Source organism: Streptococcus infantis, assembly GCF_019929665.1.
GTDB classification, from domain to species: Bacteria; Bacillota; Bacilli; order Lactobacillales; family Streptococcaceae; genus Streptococcus; species Streptococcus infantis_H.
Window position 1 is genome coordinate 592,413 of record NZ_JAHZPZ010000001.1, and the last position, 16,957, is coordinate 609,369.

Annotated in this window: 17 protein-coding genes, 1 tRNA gene and 1 riboswitch; of the genes, 6 read left to right on the forward strand and 12 right to left on the reverse strand. The window is 38.3% G+C overall.

The genetic code is table 11. From position 1 onward, the window contains the following. Positions 1-23 precede the first annotated feature (23 nt). Positions 24-533 (reverse strand): QueT transporter family protein, encoded by a 510-nt coding sequence (locus K1I61_RS02850; protein WP_223334315.1) that lies wholly within the window; start codon positions 531-533, stop codon positions 24-26. Next, positions 531-628: riboswitch (PreQ1 riboswitch) on the reverse strand. (Overlaps the previous gene by 3 nt.) Positions 629-656: 28 nt before the next feature. On the opposite strand from K1I61_RS02850, the gene K1I61_RS02855 reads away from it, so the two are divergent. From K1I61_RS02855 to K1I61_RS02865, 3 genes are all read left to right on the forward strand, one after another. Further along, entirely contained in the window at positions 657-1,091 is a 435-nt protein-coding gene (locus K1I61_RS02855) for a GtrA family protein (RefSeq protein WP_006148438.1), read from the forward strand. Between the two features lie 70 nt (positions 1,092-1,161). Further along, on the forward strand, positions 1,162-1,542 hold the full coding sequence (gene mscL, locus K1I61_RS02860; RefSeq protein WP_223334313.1) for a large conductance mechanosensitive channel protein MscL: 381 nt from the start codon (positions 1,162-1,164) through the stop codon (positions 1,540-1,542). Between the two features lie 106 nt (positions 1,543-1,648). Beyond that, a tRNA-Arg gene (locus K1I61_RS02865) sits at positions 1,649-1,720 on the forward strand. Positions 1,721-1,763: 43 nt separating this feature from the next. Here K1I61_RS02865 and K1I61_RS02870 read toward each other — a convergent pair. After that, positions 1,764-3,665, reverse strand: a complete 1,902-nt coding sequence (locus tag K1I61_RS02870; protein WP_223334312.1) for an ABC-F family ATP-binding cassette domain-containing protein — start codon at positions 3,663-3,665, stop codon at positions 1,764-1,766. 151 nt (positions 3,666-3,816) lie between these two features. Between K1I61_RS02870 and K1I61_RS02875 the strand changes: the two genes are divergently transcribed. Together K1I61_RS02875 and K1I61_RS02880 are read left to right on the forward strand one after the other, a co-directional pair. Further along, entirely contained in the window at positions 3,817-5,535 is a 1,719-nt protein-coding gene (locus K1I61_RS02875) for a phospho-sugar mutase (protein ID WP_223334310.1), read from the forward strand. 108 nt (positions 5,536-5,643) lie between these two features. Beyond that, entirely contained in the window at positions 5,644-5,991 is a 348-nt protein-coding gene (locus K1I61_RS02880) for a DUF6568 family protein (RefSeq protein ID WP_004252697.1), read from the forward strand. A gap of 34 nt (positions 5,992-6,025) precedes the next feature. Here K1I61_RS02880 and K1I61_RS02885 read toward each other — a convergent pair whose 3' ends face one another. The 4 genes from K1I61_RS02885 to mutY all read right to left on the reverse strand — a co-directional run bounded on the left by K1I61_RS02885 (position 6,026) and on the right by mutY (position 10,109). Beyond that, positions 6,026-6,835 carry an MBL fold metallo-hydrolase gene (locus tag K1I61_RS02885; protein WP_223334308.1) on the reverse strand — a complete coding sequence of 270 codons (810 nt, stop codon included), beginning with the start codon at positions 6,833-6,835 and terminating at the stop codon, positions 6,026-6,028. Between the two features lies 1 nt (position 6,836). Continuing rightward, a complete protein-coding gene (vicK, locus tag K1I61_RS02890) occupies positions 6,837-8,186 on the reverse strand; it encodes a cell wall metabolism sensor histidine kinase VicK (RefSeq protein ID WP_223334306.1) in 1,350 nt (449 codons plus the stop codon). Then, positions 8,179-8,883: a response regulator YycF gene (gene yycF, locus K1I61_RS02895; RefSeq protein WP_004252689.1), complete on the reverse strand. Its 705-nt coding sequence runs from the start codon at positions 8,881-8,883 to the stop codon at positions 8,179-8,181. Before yycF ends, vicK begins: the two co-directional genes overlap by 8 nt. Before the next feature lie 68 nt (positions 8,884-8,951). Continuing rightward, the gene (gene mutY / locus K1I61_RS02900) at positions 8,952-10,109 is read right to left on the reverse strand and encodes an A/G-specific adenine glycosylase (protein ID WP_223334304.1); all 1,158 of its coding nucleotides are present in this window, start codon (positions 10,107-10,109) and stop codon (positions 8,952-8,954) included. 170 nt (positions 10,110-10,279) lie between these two features. On the opposite strand from mutY, the gene K1I61_RS02905 reads away from it, so the two are divergent. Then, positions 10,280-12,559, forward strand: a complete 2,280-nt coding sequence (locus tag K1I61_RS02905; protein WP_223334302.1) for a Xaa-Pro dipeptidyl-peptidase — start codon at positions 10,280-10,282, stop codon at positions 12,557-12,559. Between the two features lie 49 nt (positions 12,560-12,608). Here K1I61_RS02905 and K1I61_RS02910 read toward each other — a convergent pair whose 3' ends face one another. The 6 genes from K1I61_RS02910 to K1I61_RS02935 form a co-directional block, all read right to left on the reverse strand. After that, positions 12,609-12,770 (reverse strand): hypothetical protein, encoded by a 162-nt coding sequence (locus K1I61_RS02910; RefSeq protein ID WP_006148428.1) that lies wholly within the window; start codon positions 12,768-12,770, stop codon positions 12,609-12,611. 9 nt (positions 12,771-12,779) lie between these two features. Next, a complete protein-coding gene (gene obgE, locus K1I61_RS02915; protein WP_223334300.1) occupies positions 12,780-14,090 on the reverse strand; it encodes a GTPase ObgE in 1,311 nt (436 codons plus the stop codon). Positions 14,091-14,162: 72 nt separating this feature from the next. Then, entirely contained in the window at positions 14,163-14,297 is a 135-nt protein-coding gene (locus K1I61_RS02920) for a DUF4044 domain-containing protein (RefSeq protein ID WP_075567478.1), read from the reverse strand. 33 nt (positions 14,298-14,330) lie between these two features. Continuing rightward, positions 14,331-14,522 (reverse strand): PspC domain-containing protein, encoded by a 192-nt coding sequence (locus K1I61_RS02925; protein WP_223334298.1) that lies wholly within the window; start codon positions 14,520-14,522, stop codon positions 14,331-14,333. A 21-nt stretch (positions 14,523-14,543) separates the two neighbouring features. Next, a complete protein-coding gene (locus K1I61_RS02930; protein ID WP_223334296.1) occupies positions 14,544-15,860 on the reverse strand; it encodes a glycosyltransferase family 4 protein in 1,317 nt (438 codons plus the stop codon). Positions 15,861-15,868: 8 nt separating this feature from the next. Then, positions 15,869-16,912: a glycosyltransferase family 4 protein gene (locus K1I61_RS02935; RefSeq protein WP_223334294.1), complete on the reverse strand. Its 1,044-nt coding sequence runs from the start codon at positions 16,910-16,912 to the stop codon at positions 15,869-15,871. Between the last annotated feature and the right edge of the window lie 45 nt (positions 16,913-16,957).

Below are 16,957 nucleotides of genomic sequence, written 5' to 3' on the forward strand. Positions count from 1 at the left end.
TACGAATGGTTGATAAGATATCTTTATCTAGTCAAATCAATACGTTGACCAATTTTACCAATGATAATTGCACCGACAATTAGTGAAGCGAATTCTCCGATACCAGTAGTGAACCATGTAAAGAAGAATGGTGCTTCTGCTACAATGTTCAATTCAGCAGCAATGGTGATCATTGAAATTGAAAATAGAATTGAAAAGAAGAAATGATCTTTTCGAATCAATCCATTAAAAAGATAGTCTTTACTATATTTACTGAACAACCAAACTCCTAAGCTTAGGAAGACAAGAGTTGATCCTCCACCAACAGCGACATCAATGAGTCCAAAACTGAAAAAATTAGCTATCATACATCCAAGAGTAACACCAATAATGTACTTAGGATTGTAAAAAGCCAGAAAGTTCAACATTTCAGAAATACGGAACTGATAGGCACCATAACTGATGGCATTAAGGGGTGGTGTGATGGTCAAAACCACATAAATAGCTGCGACAATGGCAATGTCAGCCAAATCGCGGACAGTAAGTTTTTTCATATTTTCTCCTTTAGCGGCTATCCCGCGTCTAATATGCTTGGTGAAAGAAGCTAAGCACCAAGGGTTGAGCAAGTCAACTTTACAAGTATAGCACATTTATCAGCTTTATGCTATACTAATCTTATGAAAACATATATAAAAAAATTCTTTGATAACGAGATTTTATCCTATCTATTTTTCGGAGTTGCGACTACCGTAGTATCAATATTTGTCCGCATCGTCATCTTTTATCTTACTCAACAAGAGTTAGTTGCGACTGCCTTGGGAAATATTGCTGGAATCCTATTTGCGTTTTTTACAAATGACACATTTGTATTTAAGCAAGAAAGAAAAAACTGGTTTAATCGATTAATTAAATTTACCTCTGCAAGACTTATCACCTTTTTATTAGATCTTCTACTAACTTTTATTTTTGTAACAAGCTTCCCTCAGATCATTGGTTACTTTGTTGGAAATGATATTAATACAATTAATACAGTTGAAATCTTTATTGCACAGGTTACGATGGTTGTTCTCAACTACGTTTTTAGTAAGCTTTTTGTATTTAAAAAAAAATAAGCACTTTTCTTGCATTTAATATAAATATACGATATAATCTAGTCTGAAAAATTTCGAAAGGAAAAAGAAAATGTTAAAAGATCTTAAAGCATTTTTGCTCCGCGGTAATGTCGTAGACCTTGCTGTCGGTGTGATCATTGCCACTGCATTTGGTGCTATCGTAACTTCATTCGTTAATGATATCATCACTCCACTTCTATTGAACCCAGCCTTGGAAGCTGCGAATGTACAAAACATCGCTGAGCTTGCATGGAATGGTGTTACATATGGTAAATTCTTGAGCGCTGTTATCAACTTCGTTGTAATTGGTACTGTTCTCTTCTTCATGATTAAAGCTATTGAAAAAGCTCAAAACCTTCGTAAGAAAGAAGAAGTTGCTGAAGAAGTTCCAGCAGGTCCAACTGAATTGGAAGTTCTTCAAGAAATCAAAGCACTTCTTGAAAAAAACTAAAAATGTAAAAGGATTTAGATATTGTCTAAATCCTTTTTTCTTCCTCTTTTTATATTGGTTTTAGTCTTGAGTAAAACTCCTATTTTTGATATAATGATGAAAGTTTCCACCCTTAGTGTAATGGATATCACGTAAGATTCCGGTTCTTGAGATGGGGGTTCGATTCCCTCAGGGTGGATAGATATAAACGAAAAAGCAACGGTGCCGTTGCTTTTTTGTTATTAAACTTTTTCCGACAATTCTTCCCACTCAAGCATAGCTTCTTCCTGGCGCTGACTAATCTTATCTAGTTCTGCTTGTAATTGCATGAGTTCATCTGCATCATTCGTGGTATGCATTTGTTCAGAGATAACTTGGGCTTGAGTTTCCAGTTCTTCGATTTCTGTCTCAAGACTTTCGATTTGTCTCATCAATTTACGCAGTTCTTTTTGACTCTCCTTTTGAGCTTGGTAGTCATTAACTGGAGAAACCTCTTTTTCTTGGCTATAAGCTGCCGCTTCTTCCTCTTGACTAGCTGCCAACTCTGCTTTTTTCTCCACATAATAGTCATAATCTCCCAGATAGAGGGTCGAACCATTTTCGGACAATTCCAGAACATGTGTAGCGACACGATTGATAAAATAACGGTCATGGCTGACAAATAGAAGAGTCCCATCAAAGTCAATCAGTGCATTTTCCAGAACTTCCTTACTATCAATATCCAAATGGTTGGTCGGCTCGTCAAGAATCAGGAAGTTATTATTTTCCATTGATAGTTTAGCCAGTAACAAGCGAGCTTTCTCTCCACCTGAAAGCATGCCAACTGATTTCTTAACATCATCACCTGAGAATAGAAAGGCACCTAAACGATTTCGGATTTCCACTTCTGGCGTCAATCTAAAATCATTCCAAAGTTCATCTAAAACTGTATTGCTTGGTGTCAACTTACTTTGAGTTTGGTCATAGTAGCCAACTTCAACATTTGCACCGAAACGCTTCTCACCCTTTATAAAAGGAATCTGATCAACAATAGACTTGATAAAGGTTGTCTTTCCAATCCCATTCGGACCTACAACTGCTACTGCATTCATCTTACGAAGGTCGAGGTTGATAGGCTCTGATAATATTTCTCCATCATATCCAATGGCAGCATTCTCAACTGTCAGCACAATATTACCAGATGTTTTATCAGAGTGAAAGGTCATATTTGCTGATTTATTCCCAGCTTCAGGCTTATCTAAACGCTCCATCTTTTCCAGTTGTTTACGTCTAGATTGAGCACGCTTGGTTGTCGATGCTCGAACGAGATTTCGGTTAACAAAGTCTTCTAAAGCAGCAATTTCCTTCTGTTGCTTTTCGTAGTTCTTAGCTTCAGTCAGTAACTTCTGCTCTTTCTGCTCCACAAAACTAGAGTAGTTCCCTACGTATCTATCTAAAGAATGTTTGGTTAAGTCGAGCGTTATGGTTGCTACCTTATCGAGGAAATAACGGTCGTGACTAACAATTATCAGGGCACCGCTGTAATTAACCAGATAGTTTTCTAACCAGGCAATGGTTTCAATATCCAGGTGGTTAGTTGGTTCATCTAAAACTAAAAGGTTTGGTTTTTCAAGTAACATTTTTGCCAGAGCTAAACGTGTATTTTGACCTCCAGAAAGCTCGGCTATTTTCATCTGCCACATAGACTCATCAAACTTGAAACCATTTAAAATAGAGCGAATATCAGCTTCGTAGGTAAAACCTCCAGCCTGACGGAATTCTTCAGATAGACGATCGTAGTCTGACATGAGCTTATCGAGTTCTGCACCTGTCTTTTCCCCCATCTCTAGCTCCATTTGGCGAAGTTGTCTTTCAGTAGTACGTAAGTCGTCAAAGACGTGAAGCATCTCATCATAGATAGTATTTTCGGATTCAAATCGACTATCCTGTGCTAAGTAAGAAAGGGAAATGTCTTTTTTCTTATTAATCTCACCAGAAGTTGGCTCTTCTTCCCCGACTAATATCTTTAATAGTGTCGACTTACCTGCTCCATTTTTCCCAACGAGAGCAATACGATCTCTTTCATCTACTTGTAGATTAATATTTTCAAATAGAACATCGCCTGCAAAAGAACGTTCGATTTTATTAGCTTGTAAAATAATCATACAGTTAGTATAGCATGTTTCGGTAAGCCGTTCAAGACTTGTGGTTTAGGTACATTTCATAACTTTTCAGAAACTCATGCTAACGTTTTACTAAAACTTCAAATCGTGGTATAATTTAAGCGATTAGATTATATATTAAAGGAGATTTCCTATGGCTTACCAAGAAAACTACCAAAAATGGGTTGATTTCGTAGAACTTCCAGACTATCTTCGTCGTGATTTGGAAAATATGGACGAAAAAACTAAGGAAGACGCATTCTATACAAATCTTGAGTTTGGTACTGCAGGTATGCGTGGATTGATTGGTGCTGGAACTAACCGCATTAATATCTACGTTGTTCGTCAAGCAACTGAAGGTTTGGCTCGTTTGATCGAATCAAAAGGTGGAAACGAAAAAGAACGTGGTGTAGCCATCGCTTATGATAGCCGTCACTTCTCTCCAGAGTTTGCCTTTGAGTCTGCTGCAGTTCTTGCTAAACACGGCATTAAGTCGTATGTTTTTGAAAGTCTTCGTCCAACTCCAGAGCTTTCATTTGCTGTTCGTCACCTCAACTGCTTCGCGGGTATCATGATTACTGCTAGCCACAACCCAGCTCCATTTAACGGTTACAAGGTTTACGGTGAAGACGGCGGGCAAATGCCTCCACACGATGCAGATGCTTTGACAACTTACATCCGTTCGATCGAAAATCCATTTGCTGTTGAAGTTGCTGATGTTGAAGCTGAAAAAGCTTCTGGCTTGATTGAAGTTATTGGCGAAGCTGTCGATGTTGAATACCTCAAAGAGGTGAAGGATGTAAACATCAACCCAGCCTTGATTGAAGAATTCGGTAAAGACATGAAGATTGTCTACACACCACTTCATGGTACTGGTGAAATGTTGGCTCGTCGTGCTCTTGCCCAAGCAGGATTCGACTCAGTTCAAGTTGTTGAAGCTCAAGCAACTCCAGACCCAGACTTCTCAACTGTAAAATCTCCAAACCCAGAGAGCCAAGCAGCCTTTGCACTTGCAGAAGAACTTGGTCGTCAAGTAGGGGCTGATGTTCTTGTGGCAACTGACCCTGACGCTGACCGTGTTGGTGTTGAAGTTCTTCAAAAAGATGGTAGCTACCTCAACCTTTCAGGTAACCAAATCGGTGCCATCATGGCTAAGTACATCTTGGAAGCTCACAAAAACGCTGGAACTCTTCCTGAAAATGCAGCCCTATGTAAATCAATCGTATCAACTGACTTGGTAACGAAGATTGCTGAAAGCTACGGCGCAACTATGTTCAACGTCTTGACTGGTTTCAAATTTATCGCTGAAAAAATTCAAGAATTTGAAGAAAAACACAATCACACTTACATGATGGGATTTGAAGAAAGCTTCGGTTACTTGATTAAACCATTCGTACGTGATAAAGATGCCATCCAAGCAGTCCTTGTAGTTGCTGAACTTGCTGCCTACTACCGTTCACGCGGTTTGACACTTGCTGACGGTATCGAAGAAATCTACAAAGAATACGGCTACTATGCTGAGAAGACAATCTCTGTTACTCTCTCAGGTGTCGATGGTGCTGAGCAAATCAAAGCGATTATGGCGACATTCCGCAACAATGCTCCAAAAGAATGGAACGCAACAGAAATCACAGTCGTAGAAGACTTCAAAGCACAAACTTCTACTGCCGCTGATGGTACTGTTACAAACTTGACAACTCCTCCAAGTGATGTCTTGAAATACACACTTGCTGACGGTTCATGGATTGCAGTTCGCCCTTCAGGTACTGAACCAAAAATTAAGTTCTACATTGCCGTTGTTGGAGAAAGCAACGAAGATTCACAAGCTAAGATTGCTAATATCGAAGCTGAAATCAATGCCTTTGTAAAATAAGCAATTAAAAGATGAGATCAACCAATCTCATCTTTTTTCGTATCAAATCTAAGCATTTTTAAAGACTTTATGGCATACTAGATTTATCAATGAAAGAGAGGTAAACTCATGGAACAATTTTTAGAAAACATCAAAGATCTTGAAGTGACAACAGTTGCTCGCGCACAAGAAGCTCTCGATAAAAAGGAAACTGCAACTTTCTTTATCGGTCGCAAGACTTGTCCATATTGCCGTAAATTTGCTGGTACCTTGGCAGGTGTCGTAGCTGAAACTAAAGCCCACATCTACTTCATCAACAGTGAAGAACCAAGCCAACTAGAAGCTTTACAAGATTTCCGTTCACGCTATGAAATCCCAACTGTACCAGGATTTGTTCATGTTGAAAATGGAGAGATTAAGGTCCGTTGCGACTCTTCTATGTCAGCTCAAGAAATCAAAGAATTTGCTGGATTGTAAAAATATATAAAAAAGAAGGCGTCTGCCTTCTTTTTTATATGTCTGTTAGTGGAGTTGCAGTGTCAGGAGATGTGTCGTAAACTTGAAAATCCACCCCTACTCCTAGATCTGCTTGAGCTAACTGATTGACCATGGTCATGTGGGCTAGCTCTTTGATATTATTCTCTTTAGATAGATGTCCTAGGTAAATCTTCTTGGTACGATTTCCAAGTGTGCGAATCATGGCATCTGCTCCATCTTCATTCGAGAGGTGGCCAAGGTCAGACAGAATCCGTTGCTTGAGTCGCCAAGCATAAGAGCCAGCTCTCAGGATTTCAACATCATGATTAGACTCAATCAAGTAACCATCTGCATTCTCGACAATGCCAGCCATACGGTCACTAACATAACCTGTATCTGTCAGCATAACAAAGCTCTTGTCATCCTTCATAAAACGGTAGAATTGGGGAGCAACTGCATCATGGCTAACTCCAAAACTCTCAATGTCGATATCTCCAAATGTTTTAGTTTTTCCCATTTCAAAGATATGCTTTTGTGAAGAGTCAACTTTACCTAGATACTTACTATTTTCCATAGCTTCCCAGGTCTTTTCATTGGCGTAAAGATCCATGCCATACTTACGAGCTAAAACTCCAACACCATGTATATGGTCAGCATGCTCATGCGTAATCAAAATAGCATCCAAATCTTCTGGTTTACGATTGATTTCACCTAATAAGCTTGTAATTTTTTTACCAGATAAACCGGCATCCACTAAAATCTTTTTCTTGGGGGTTTCTAGATAGAAGGAATTTCCACTAGAACCCGATGCTAAAATACTATATTTAAAGCCTGTTTCACTCATTCTAGTCTTCTACTTCATCCTCCCATACTTCTTCTTTTACAGCATCATTATCATAAGGAAGAACAATGGTAAAGGTTGAACCCTTGCCGTATTCACTCTTAGCCCAGATAAATCCATTGTGTTGCTTGATGATTTCTTTTGCTATAGCAAGACCTAAACCAGTCCCACCTTGGGCACGACTTCTAGCCTTATCAACCCTGTAGAAACGGTCAAAAATCTTCGGTAAATCTTCTTTAGGAATCCCAAGTCCTTGGTCCGAAATAGATAAAATCATCTGGTCATCAGTGGTTTTCATACTAACCGTAATTTTTCCACCATCAGGCGAATACTTGATGGCATTGTTAAGAATATTATCGATTACCTGAGTCATCTTGTCTGTATCAATTTCAATCCAGACCGATGTAATCGGATAATCTCGAACCAACTCGTATTTCTTTTCTTGTTCCTGAGATCGCATCTTATCGAAACGGTTTAGGATAAACGTAATGAAAGCTGTAAAGTTAATCAATTCAACATCTAAATGGCTAGTTGCATTATCAATACGCGAAAGATGCAAGAGGTCCGTTACCATTCGCATCATACGGTTGGTCTCATTTAGAGATACTTTGATAAAATCAGGAGCAACAGGTTCATATAATGCACCCTCATCCAAGGCCTCTAGGTAAGATTTGACACTGGTCAATGGAGTTCGCAATTCATGACTAACGTTTGAAACGAATAGTCTTCTCTCGCGTTCTTCCTTCTCTTGTTCAGTCGTATCATGTAGAACTGCTACCAAACCAGAGATAAAGCCAGACTCTCTACGAATCAAGGCAAAACGCACACGCAAACTAATATACTCCCCATTTACATTTTGAGAATAAATCATCATTTCAGGACTTTGCGTAATTAAGTCTCTAAGTTCGTACTCATCCTCAATCTTAAGCAACTCAAGTATATTCTGATTTAGAGCTTCATCACTTTCTACCCCAAGTTGTCTTTTAGCCATATCATTAATCATAGTGATTTGGCCTCGACGGTTGGTTGCAAGAACCCCATCAGTCATGTATGATAGGATACTATGCAATCTTTTACTTTCCTGCTCAAGATTCTCCTGAGTTAGACGAATAACTTCAGACAAATCATTTAAGTTATTCGTAATGTTAGTGATTTCAGTATTCCCCAGCATATCTAATACCTGAGAATAATCACCAGCAATTAAATCTTTAATCTTTTGATTTAACTGTTTGAGTCGAATATTATCTCTACGGCCTTCAAGCAAGAGAAAGCTAACAAGCATAATAAAACCAATTAATATGAGTACGAAGACGAAATCTCTGGTTAAAATTGTTTGTTTAATTATATCAATCATTATTTCTCATATAATAACCCACACCACGACGAGTTAAGATATATTCAGGTCTACTTGGTGTGTCTTCAATCTTCTCACGTAGACGTCTAATGGTAACATCGACAGTACGAACATCACCAAAATAATCATAACCCCAAACAGTCTCAAGGAGATGTTCACGGGTAATAACTTGACCAAGATGAGAAGCCAAGTGATGCAACAACTCAAACTCTCTGTGAGTTAAGTCCAATTCTTCTCCATATTTTTTCGCTACATAAGCGTCTGGAAGAATCTCTAAATCCCTAATTTGAAGACTTTGCAATTTAGTATCTTCCTCTTGGTTGTCAACTGCAACTAACTCCGTACGACGAAGAAGAGCCTTCACACGCGCTTGTAGCTCACGGTTTGAAAATGGCTTAGTCACATAATCATCCGCACCAAGTTCAAGACCAATAACCTTGTCAAACTCACTATCTTTTGCTGAAAGCATGATGATTGGAACACTACTTGTCTTGCGAATTGTTTTAGCAACTTCAAGACCATCAATTTCTGGAAGCATCAAATCCAAGATAATAATATCTGGTTTCTCAGCTTCAAACAATTCGATGGCTTCACGTCCATTAAAGGCTGTAACAACCTCATAACCTTCCTTGGTCATATTAAACTTAATAATATCTGAGATTGGTTTTTCATCATCTACAATCAATATTTTTTTCATATAGTCACCTTTTTCCTTATATCAATTATACCAAAAAAATGCAAAGAAGACACGAAAGACTAGTGTTATCAGCATTTTTTTGAATACTCTTGCCAAATTTTTTGCTGAGGTTTTGCTAGTGGATAGAGGTCAAACTCTTCAGGAGTTAACCATACTACCTCTTTATCACAATATTCTTTACTATCAACAACTTGCCCGGATAGGATTCGTACATGCCACTTTCGATGGCTAAAAATATGTTTGACTTCTTCGAAATGACTATCCTGCCACTCAACTTCTAAATCATAATCCTGCTCAAAACTTTCTTGCGGTGATGGCCCAAGTTGAATAGATGATTCAGCTACCTGATTAAAGAGATTTAATTCTTCATTCTTAGAAAATTCATCAACCTCAATCAAGGGAAAATGCCAAAATCCAGCAAGTAACTTTTCACTTTCATTCTTTTCTAGTAAAAACTGTCCTTTAGCATTTTGAACAACTAAAGCATTAAGATAGACGGGAACTGGCTTTTTCTTTGGCACTTTAATGGGATAGCGATCCATTGTTCCATTTTGATAGGCAGCACTAAAATCTTTAACTGGACTATCTTCTGTCCTCGGATTAACGGGTGCCTCAATATCTGAACCCAAATCCATCAAGGCTTGATTGAAATCACCTGGACGTTCTGGATCAATCAAAATTTCCATCATGGCTTGAAATATCTTGCGATTACTTGGATTACCAATGTCGTGATTGACTTCAAATAAACGAGCCAAAACACGCATGACATTCCCATCAACTGCAGGCTGTGCTAGATTAAATGCAATACTTGAAATAGCTCCAGCTGTATAGGGACCTATCCCTTTCAAGCTTGAAATAGCTTCGTAAGTTGAAGGAAACTCTCCATTAAATTCATTCATAATCTGCTGAGCCGCAGTTTGCATATTGCGAACACGGGAATAATATCCAAGACCTTCCCATGCCTTTAATAAGCGTTCTTCAGGTGCATTAGCTAAAGTCTCTACAGTCGGAAACCATTCTAAAAAACGTTCGTAATATGGAATAACAGTATCAACTCTGGTCTGTTGTAACATGATTTCAGATACCCAGATATGGTAGGGATTTTTACTTCTTCTCCAAGGTAGGTCCCGCTTATTTTCATCATACCAAGCTAAAAGTTTTTGACGGAAAGAGAGAATTTTCTCCTCTTCCCACATGGTCACGCCGTATTTCTCCAAATCTAACATATATCTAGTATAGCATATCCTTATAGGATACTCAAAAAATGAAAATTGTCCTTGTTTTGCTATCTACTCACTTATCATGCCTGACTATCAGACATACTCTACTCTTTCTGTTATTTTCTATGATTTTTTGATATAATGACTCTTGAATGATTCTTTAAAAGGAGATATCCATGCGTTTTAATCAATTTAGTTATTATCCCGTTACAAACCAAGAAGCTTTACAAGAATTATCTGAGCTTGGATTCAAGCTTGATCTTTCAGCTTCAGAAAAAGAACAGTTTGAAGCTTTTGTTAGGACTTGTTTTTTTAATTACACAAATACGGATTATCCCCTCACTACTTTAGCAGTTGATAAAGAAACAGATTTACTCACTTTCTTCAATTCGGACCGTGAATTGACAGCAGAAATTTTCTACACTGTTGCCTTTCAATTGCTTGGATTCAGTTACTTAGTAGACTTTGAAGATGGTCTTGCTTTTCACAAAGAAACAGCGTTTCCGATCGTTTACGGAGATTTAATCGACAATTTCTACCAGCTTTTAAACACACGCACTAAAAAAGGGAACACCCTTATCGATCAGTTAGTTAGTGATGGTCTTATTCTTGAGGACAATAACTATCACTACTTCAATGGCAAGAGTTTAGCAACCTTCAATATTAATAATGTCATTCGTGAAGTAGTTTATGTAGAGACTCGTGTTGATTCTGATAAAGATGGTCTACCTGACCTCATCAAGGTAAATATCATTCGTCCAGCACACAATGGAAAGATTCCAGCTGTCATGACAGCAAGTCCATACCATCAAGGAACCAATGACAAAGCAAGCGATAAGGCTCTCTATAAGATGGAAGCCGAACTAGAAGTCAAGGAACCACATGAAATTACGTTAGAAAATCCAACCCTGGACTTGGTTGAACCCGTTGGGGATGCTGGACTTGTTTCTGAAGCTGAAGAAAAACTCACTCATATCAATAGCAGCTACACACTTAACGACTACTTCCTTCCAAGAGGATTTGCCAATATCTACGTATCAGGTCTTGGTACCAAAGATTCACAAGGTTTAATGACCAATGGAGATTACCGTCAAGTTGAAGCTTATAAGAATGTTATCGATTGGCTAAATGGTCGTTGTCGTGCCTTTACGGATCATAGTCGTAAACGTCATGTAAAAGCTGATTGGTCAAACGGTAAAGTGGCAACTACAGGTCTTTCTTACCTAGGAACAATGTCTAATGGTCTTGCTAGCACAGGAGTCGATGGTTTAGAGGTTATTATTGCAGAAGCTGGTATTTCTTCTTGGTACAACTACTACCGTGAAAATGGTCTTGTGACAAGCCCAGGCGGCTATCCTGGAGAGGACTTCGATTCATTAGATGAATTAACTTATTCTCGTAATCTCTTAGCTGGTGACTTTATTCGTGGAAACGAGGCTCATAAAGCATCCATAGAAGAACTCAAGAAGAATCTAGACCGTAAAACTGGAGATTATAATCAATTTTGGCATGACAGAAACTACCTTCTTAATACTAAAAAGGTTAAAGCTGAAGTTGTCTTTACCCACGGTTCACAAGACTGGAATGTAAAACCTCTTCATGTCTATCAAATGTTCAATGCTCTTCCAAGCAATATTAAGAAACACCTTTTTTACCATAACGGCGCCCATGTTTATATGAACAACTGGCAGTCTATTGATTTCCGTGAATCCATGAATGCACTTTTGACGCAGAAATTATTGGGTCAAAACACTGACTACCAACTTCCAAAAGTCGTTTGGCAAGATAATACTGCTCCTCAAACTTGGATGTCACTTGAAGATTTTGGTAATCAAGTTGAACATAAAACATTCTCTTTAGGTACTGAGGAAGCTGTCATTGAAAATCATTACCAAGATTCTGACTTCGAAAAATTTGGAAAGACTTACCAAACCTTTAACAATGAACTTTATCAAGGTAAGGTGAATCAGATTACCATTGATCTTCCAGTGACTGAAGATCTTCATATCAATGGTCGTGTCAAACTAAACCTTCGCCTTAAATCTAGTGCCAATAAAGGCCTACTTTCTGCCCAACTTCTCGAACTTGGACAAAAGAAATATCTACAACCGTATCCAGGAGTCGTATCAGTTCGTACAATAGATAATGGCCGTTACCACATGCTGGAAAACCTTTGCGAGCTACCATTTAGCCCAAATGCCCAACGTGTTATTACCAAAGGCTACCTCAATCTTCAAAATCGTCATGATTTATTAAAAATTGAAGAAGTTAAACCAGATGAATGGATGGAATTCCAATTTGAATTACAGCCAACTATTTATAAACTAAAAGAAGGCGATACTCTCCGTCTCGTTCTTTATACTACTGACTTTGAGATTACTATACGTGACAATACTGATTATCAATTAACTGTAGACCTTGCGCAATCTAGTCTTGAAATCCCAGATCAAAAATAGTTAGTAAAACAGAAAACCCGTGATACAAATATCACGGGTTCTTTTATTCTTATTTTTTTTCTTCGGCTTGTTTCTTCATTCTCGCAAGTCTCAATGAACGATTGGGATTGAGGCGATTAAAAAGTTCTTCTAATTTCTTTTCATTCCAGACGTCTGCAGCAGAAACAAAATTTCCATCAGCATCTCGGAAAGATATTGGTTTATCACCCATAGCTATCTCCTAGTCTACAAATTCAAACTCAAATTTTCCAATACGGACAAGGTCGCCGTCCTTAGCACCACGAGCACGAAGAGCTTCATCAACTCCCATACCACGCAACTGACGAGCAAATTTCATGACAGACTCATCACGGTCAAAGTTAGTCATGTTAAAGAGTTTCATGAGTTTTTCACCTGAAAGAACCCATGTTGCATCATCGTCACGACCAATCTCAAATGGTTTTTCTTCCTCATCAAAGCCATAGTAAACCTCTTCTTCCATCTCTGACTCATCATAAAGAAGGAATTCTGGCGTTTTGTCAAGAAGCTCAGCTGTTGCATCTAATAAAGGTGCAAGTCCTTGCTTAGTCAAACCTGAAATTGGGAAGATTGGCGGTAATTCTTCAAATTCATCATAATTAGCAGCCAATTTTTTCTTGAACTCTTCAAGGTTTTCCTGACTTTCTGGCATATCCATCTTATTGGCAACAATAATCTGTGGACGCTCCATAAGACGAAGGTTATAAGATTCAAGTTCCTTATTGATTGCTAAATAGTCCTCATAAGGATCACGTCCTTCACTAGCAGACATATCAATGATATGCAGGATCACGCGTGTACGCTCAATATGACGTAAGAACTGTGTTCCCAAGCCGACGCCTTGACTAGCTCCCTCAATCAACCCAGGAAGATCAGCTACAGCAAACGAATCGCCTGATTGGGTACGAACCATTCCAAGGTTTGGTACAATTGTCGTAAAGTGGTAAGCACCGATTTTAGGTTTTGCAGATGTGATGACACTTAGTAAAGTTGATTTTCCAACAGAAGGAAAGCCAACTAAACCAACGTCAGCTAGTATTTTTAGTTCTAACTGTAATTCACGTTCCTGACCTGGTTCCCCGTTTTCAGATATTTCAGGAGCAGGATTTTTAGGTGTTGCAAAACGAATATTTCCTCGACCGCCACGACCACCGTGGGCAACGATAAACTCTTGACCATTCTCAATCAAATCTGTGATAACTTTTCCAGTTTCCGCATCACGAACAGTTGTTCCTTGAGGCACACGGACAATCAAGTCTTCAGCTCCTCTACCATGCATTCCTTTAGTCATCCCTTTTTCTCCAGATTGGGCTTTAAAGTGACGATTATAACGGAAATCCATTAGAGTACGTAAGCCTTCATCTACGACAAAAACAACGTTACCACCACGGCCACCGTCTCCCCCCCATGGTCCTCCATTAGGGACATATTTTTCACGACGAAAGGCAACCATGCCATCGCCACCATTACCAGCCTTGACCTTGATCTTAGCTGTATCTAAAAACATACTCATATTCTTTTCTCGCTTTAAAAAGGGCTGGGATAACCCAGGCACCACTATAGTCTATAAATCCTTATATAGCTTTTAGAATCTGCTCAATACACCTAATGCTGTGGCAAAGATTCCTGCTAAGGTAACAAACAACATGATCATAACAATGAAAAGTGTCAATTTTTCAAAAAAAGTTTTTTTACGTTGACCGTTATCTCCAAATGCCATATTATTCTCCTTCTTTAAATAAATTTCAATTTTTTAAAAATCTTCTGAAACTGGAGCTACTACCCATAAAATTAAGTAGGCTAAAACCCCTGCTCCATAACAGAAAGCTAATACTCCCCAAATAACACGTACAAGTGTTGGATCAATATTAAAATATTGGGCTGCACCAGCACAAACTCCACCAATTTTTTGGTCTCTACCACTTCTCATAAACTGCTTCTTCATTTTGTATCATCCTTTAATTATTTATTCTTTCAAAAAGTTCCTAAAACTGTTCAATTGTTTTTTAGAAGCTTTTAACATACGTTTAGAGCCCTTTACAGGCATAATAACTGCTTGTTGTGGCAAGTAAAACACTGTCTTTAAAAAACGTTTAGTGATTGGTTCATCACGGTTCAATTCTTTTTCGAAGTTATTCGAAATAATAGCATCTAGGTAGAACTCATGAACTCTCTTACCAAAGTTTTCAGCTGAAATTTCATAGAGCTTGTTAGTAAGATGGCCGTCATCCATTTTAGGAGTAGCAATCAAGGCTTCTAAAATAGCTCCAGAGAGATCATTCTCTTCGTAATAGAGAGTTCCAAACATTTTGTCATTGATTAGATTATCTAAATATGGATTTCCATGAGCGATTATAGGTGTCTTGCTTGCTAAGCTTTCTAAATAAGTCAAACCTTGAGTTTCACTTGTAGATGCTGAGATAAAGAAGTTTGCAGCTTTATAGTACAAAGCTGTTTCACTTGGAGCAATCATCCCAGTGAAGACGACATATTCTTCAATTTGCAATTCCTGGGCTTGTTCTTTTAAATTTTTCAGATATGGCCCATCACCTGCAACAACTAATTTTACTTTCTGTTCCTCTTTTAAAACTTCGGCAAAAGCAGATAGAACAGCCTGAATATTTTTTTCATAAGAAACGCGAGATAGACTTAAAAGCATTTTTTCATCTTCTTTAATCCCCAGCTTAAGGCGTAAGTCTCGTAAATGCTCAGGACCTATCTCTGGTCTATCAAATTTAGCCAGTTCTATACCAGTCGGAATAACCCTTTTTTCAACTTTTACCTTATAGTCTGATAAAAGATCACGGACAATTTCACTTGGACAAATAACTCCGTCAACGTCATGAAGAAATCCTCTGACAAGATACTTGACCATACTAGGACGTATCAACAAGCCCTTTGCAATATAGTGGACATAATCTTCATACTGCGTATGATAGGTATGAATAACTGGAATTTTGAGCTCACGAGCTATCCAAATACCAAGTAAACCTAAAGAAAATTCTGTTTGTGTATGAATGATATCTAGTTGATATTGCTTAGCAATCTCTAAAGCTTTTGTAAATCCACGAAAAGCAAGGCGACGATCCTTAAAAGCAAAGAAAGGAAGACTAGGTATACGGATAATCTGCCAATCCTCGTAACGATTAACATCCTTATCTGTAGTAGTAAAGATAAAAACTGCATGTCCTTGCTTTTCAAGTTCTGTTTTTAATGTTCGAATACTGGTTGCAACACCCGAAACCTGTGGGAAATAAGTATCTGTAAATAATCCAATTCGCATATACTACCTCATTTTTTTCCTAAAGCCGCTTGCTCCCGATAGAATTTTAGCCATATTTCAAGGAGATGCTCCTCTGAGTATTCTCTTGAAATAGCCTTGGCCTTTTCTTTTAACTCTTTCAAAGCTTCTGGATGCTGTCTATATTCCATAATAGCTTGTTTCATCTCTTCCACATCGGTGGTTGGTCTGTAATTGCCTTCTAGAATCACCTTATAAAGATCTAAGTCCCGAAGCATAATGGGAGCTTCACAACTCGCAGCTTCTAGAATAGTCATCGGAAAGAGCTCATTATAGCTAGGAAGTAAGAACAAATCTGCCAAAGCATACAGTTCTTTCATTCGTTCTGGCTCAACAATTCCAGGGAAAATCAGATTCTCTGGAGGATTATCCATGATTTTTTTATAGCGTTCATAACCATCTGTAATCCCACCAAATGAGAAGCCTCCAGCCCAAATAAAGGTGATGTCCGGTAGTTCCTCAGCAAGAGTGATGAAATCATCGATTCCCTTGCGCTTCTGAACCTGCCCAGCTCCTACTACTACAAATTGATTTTCACTCAACCCCATATCTTGTCGAAGTTGACTTACTTTTTCTGCAGAAAGTGGGTGCCATTTTTCTTTGTTAACAAAGTTAGGGATATAGGTCACCTTTTCACGAGGAATACCAGCTGCAACCAAATCTTCGATAAAAGTAGGATTAACCACAACCAAGTGTTCCATACGGTCATAAAAAGAAAACACATAGCGCTTAACAATCCCTTTTAGAAAGAATGGAATCTTCAAACTACCTTCTAAGGTGTCAGGCAAGAAGTGGACATAACCAATCCTACGACCTGAACGCTTCTTTTGAAAAGTTGACAGATAATAAGGAAGGTCGATTGTATGAAAATGAGTAACATCAGCTTCTACAGGAAGATTCTCCGTTACAATTAGTTGGTCTTTCGCATCACGTTTCAAAAGTTGCACAAGTTCACGATAAGCTCCAGAAACACCTTGTCCTGCTACCTTTTCACTCGAACTTAGCATGTTGATGCGTAATTTCTCTTTTTCCATACTATCCATTATATCATTTTATTGAAAGAAAATCAGCAAATTAAA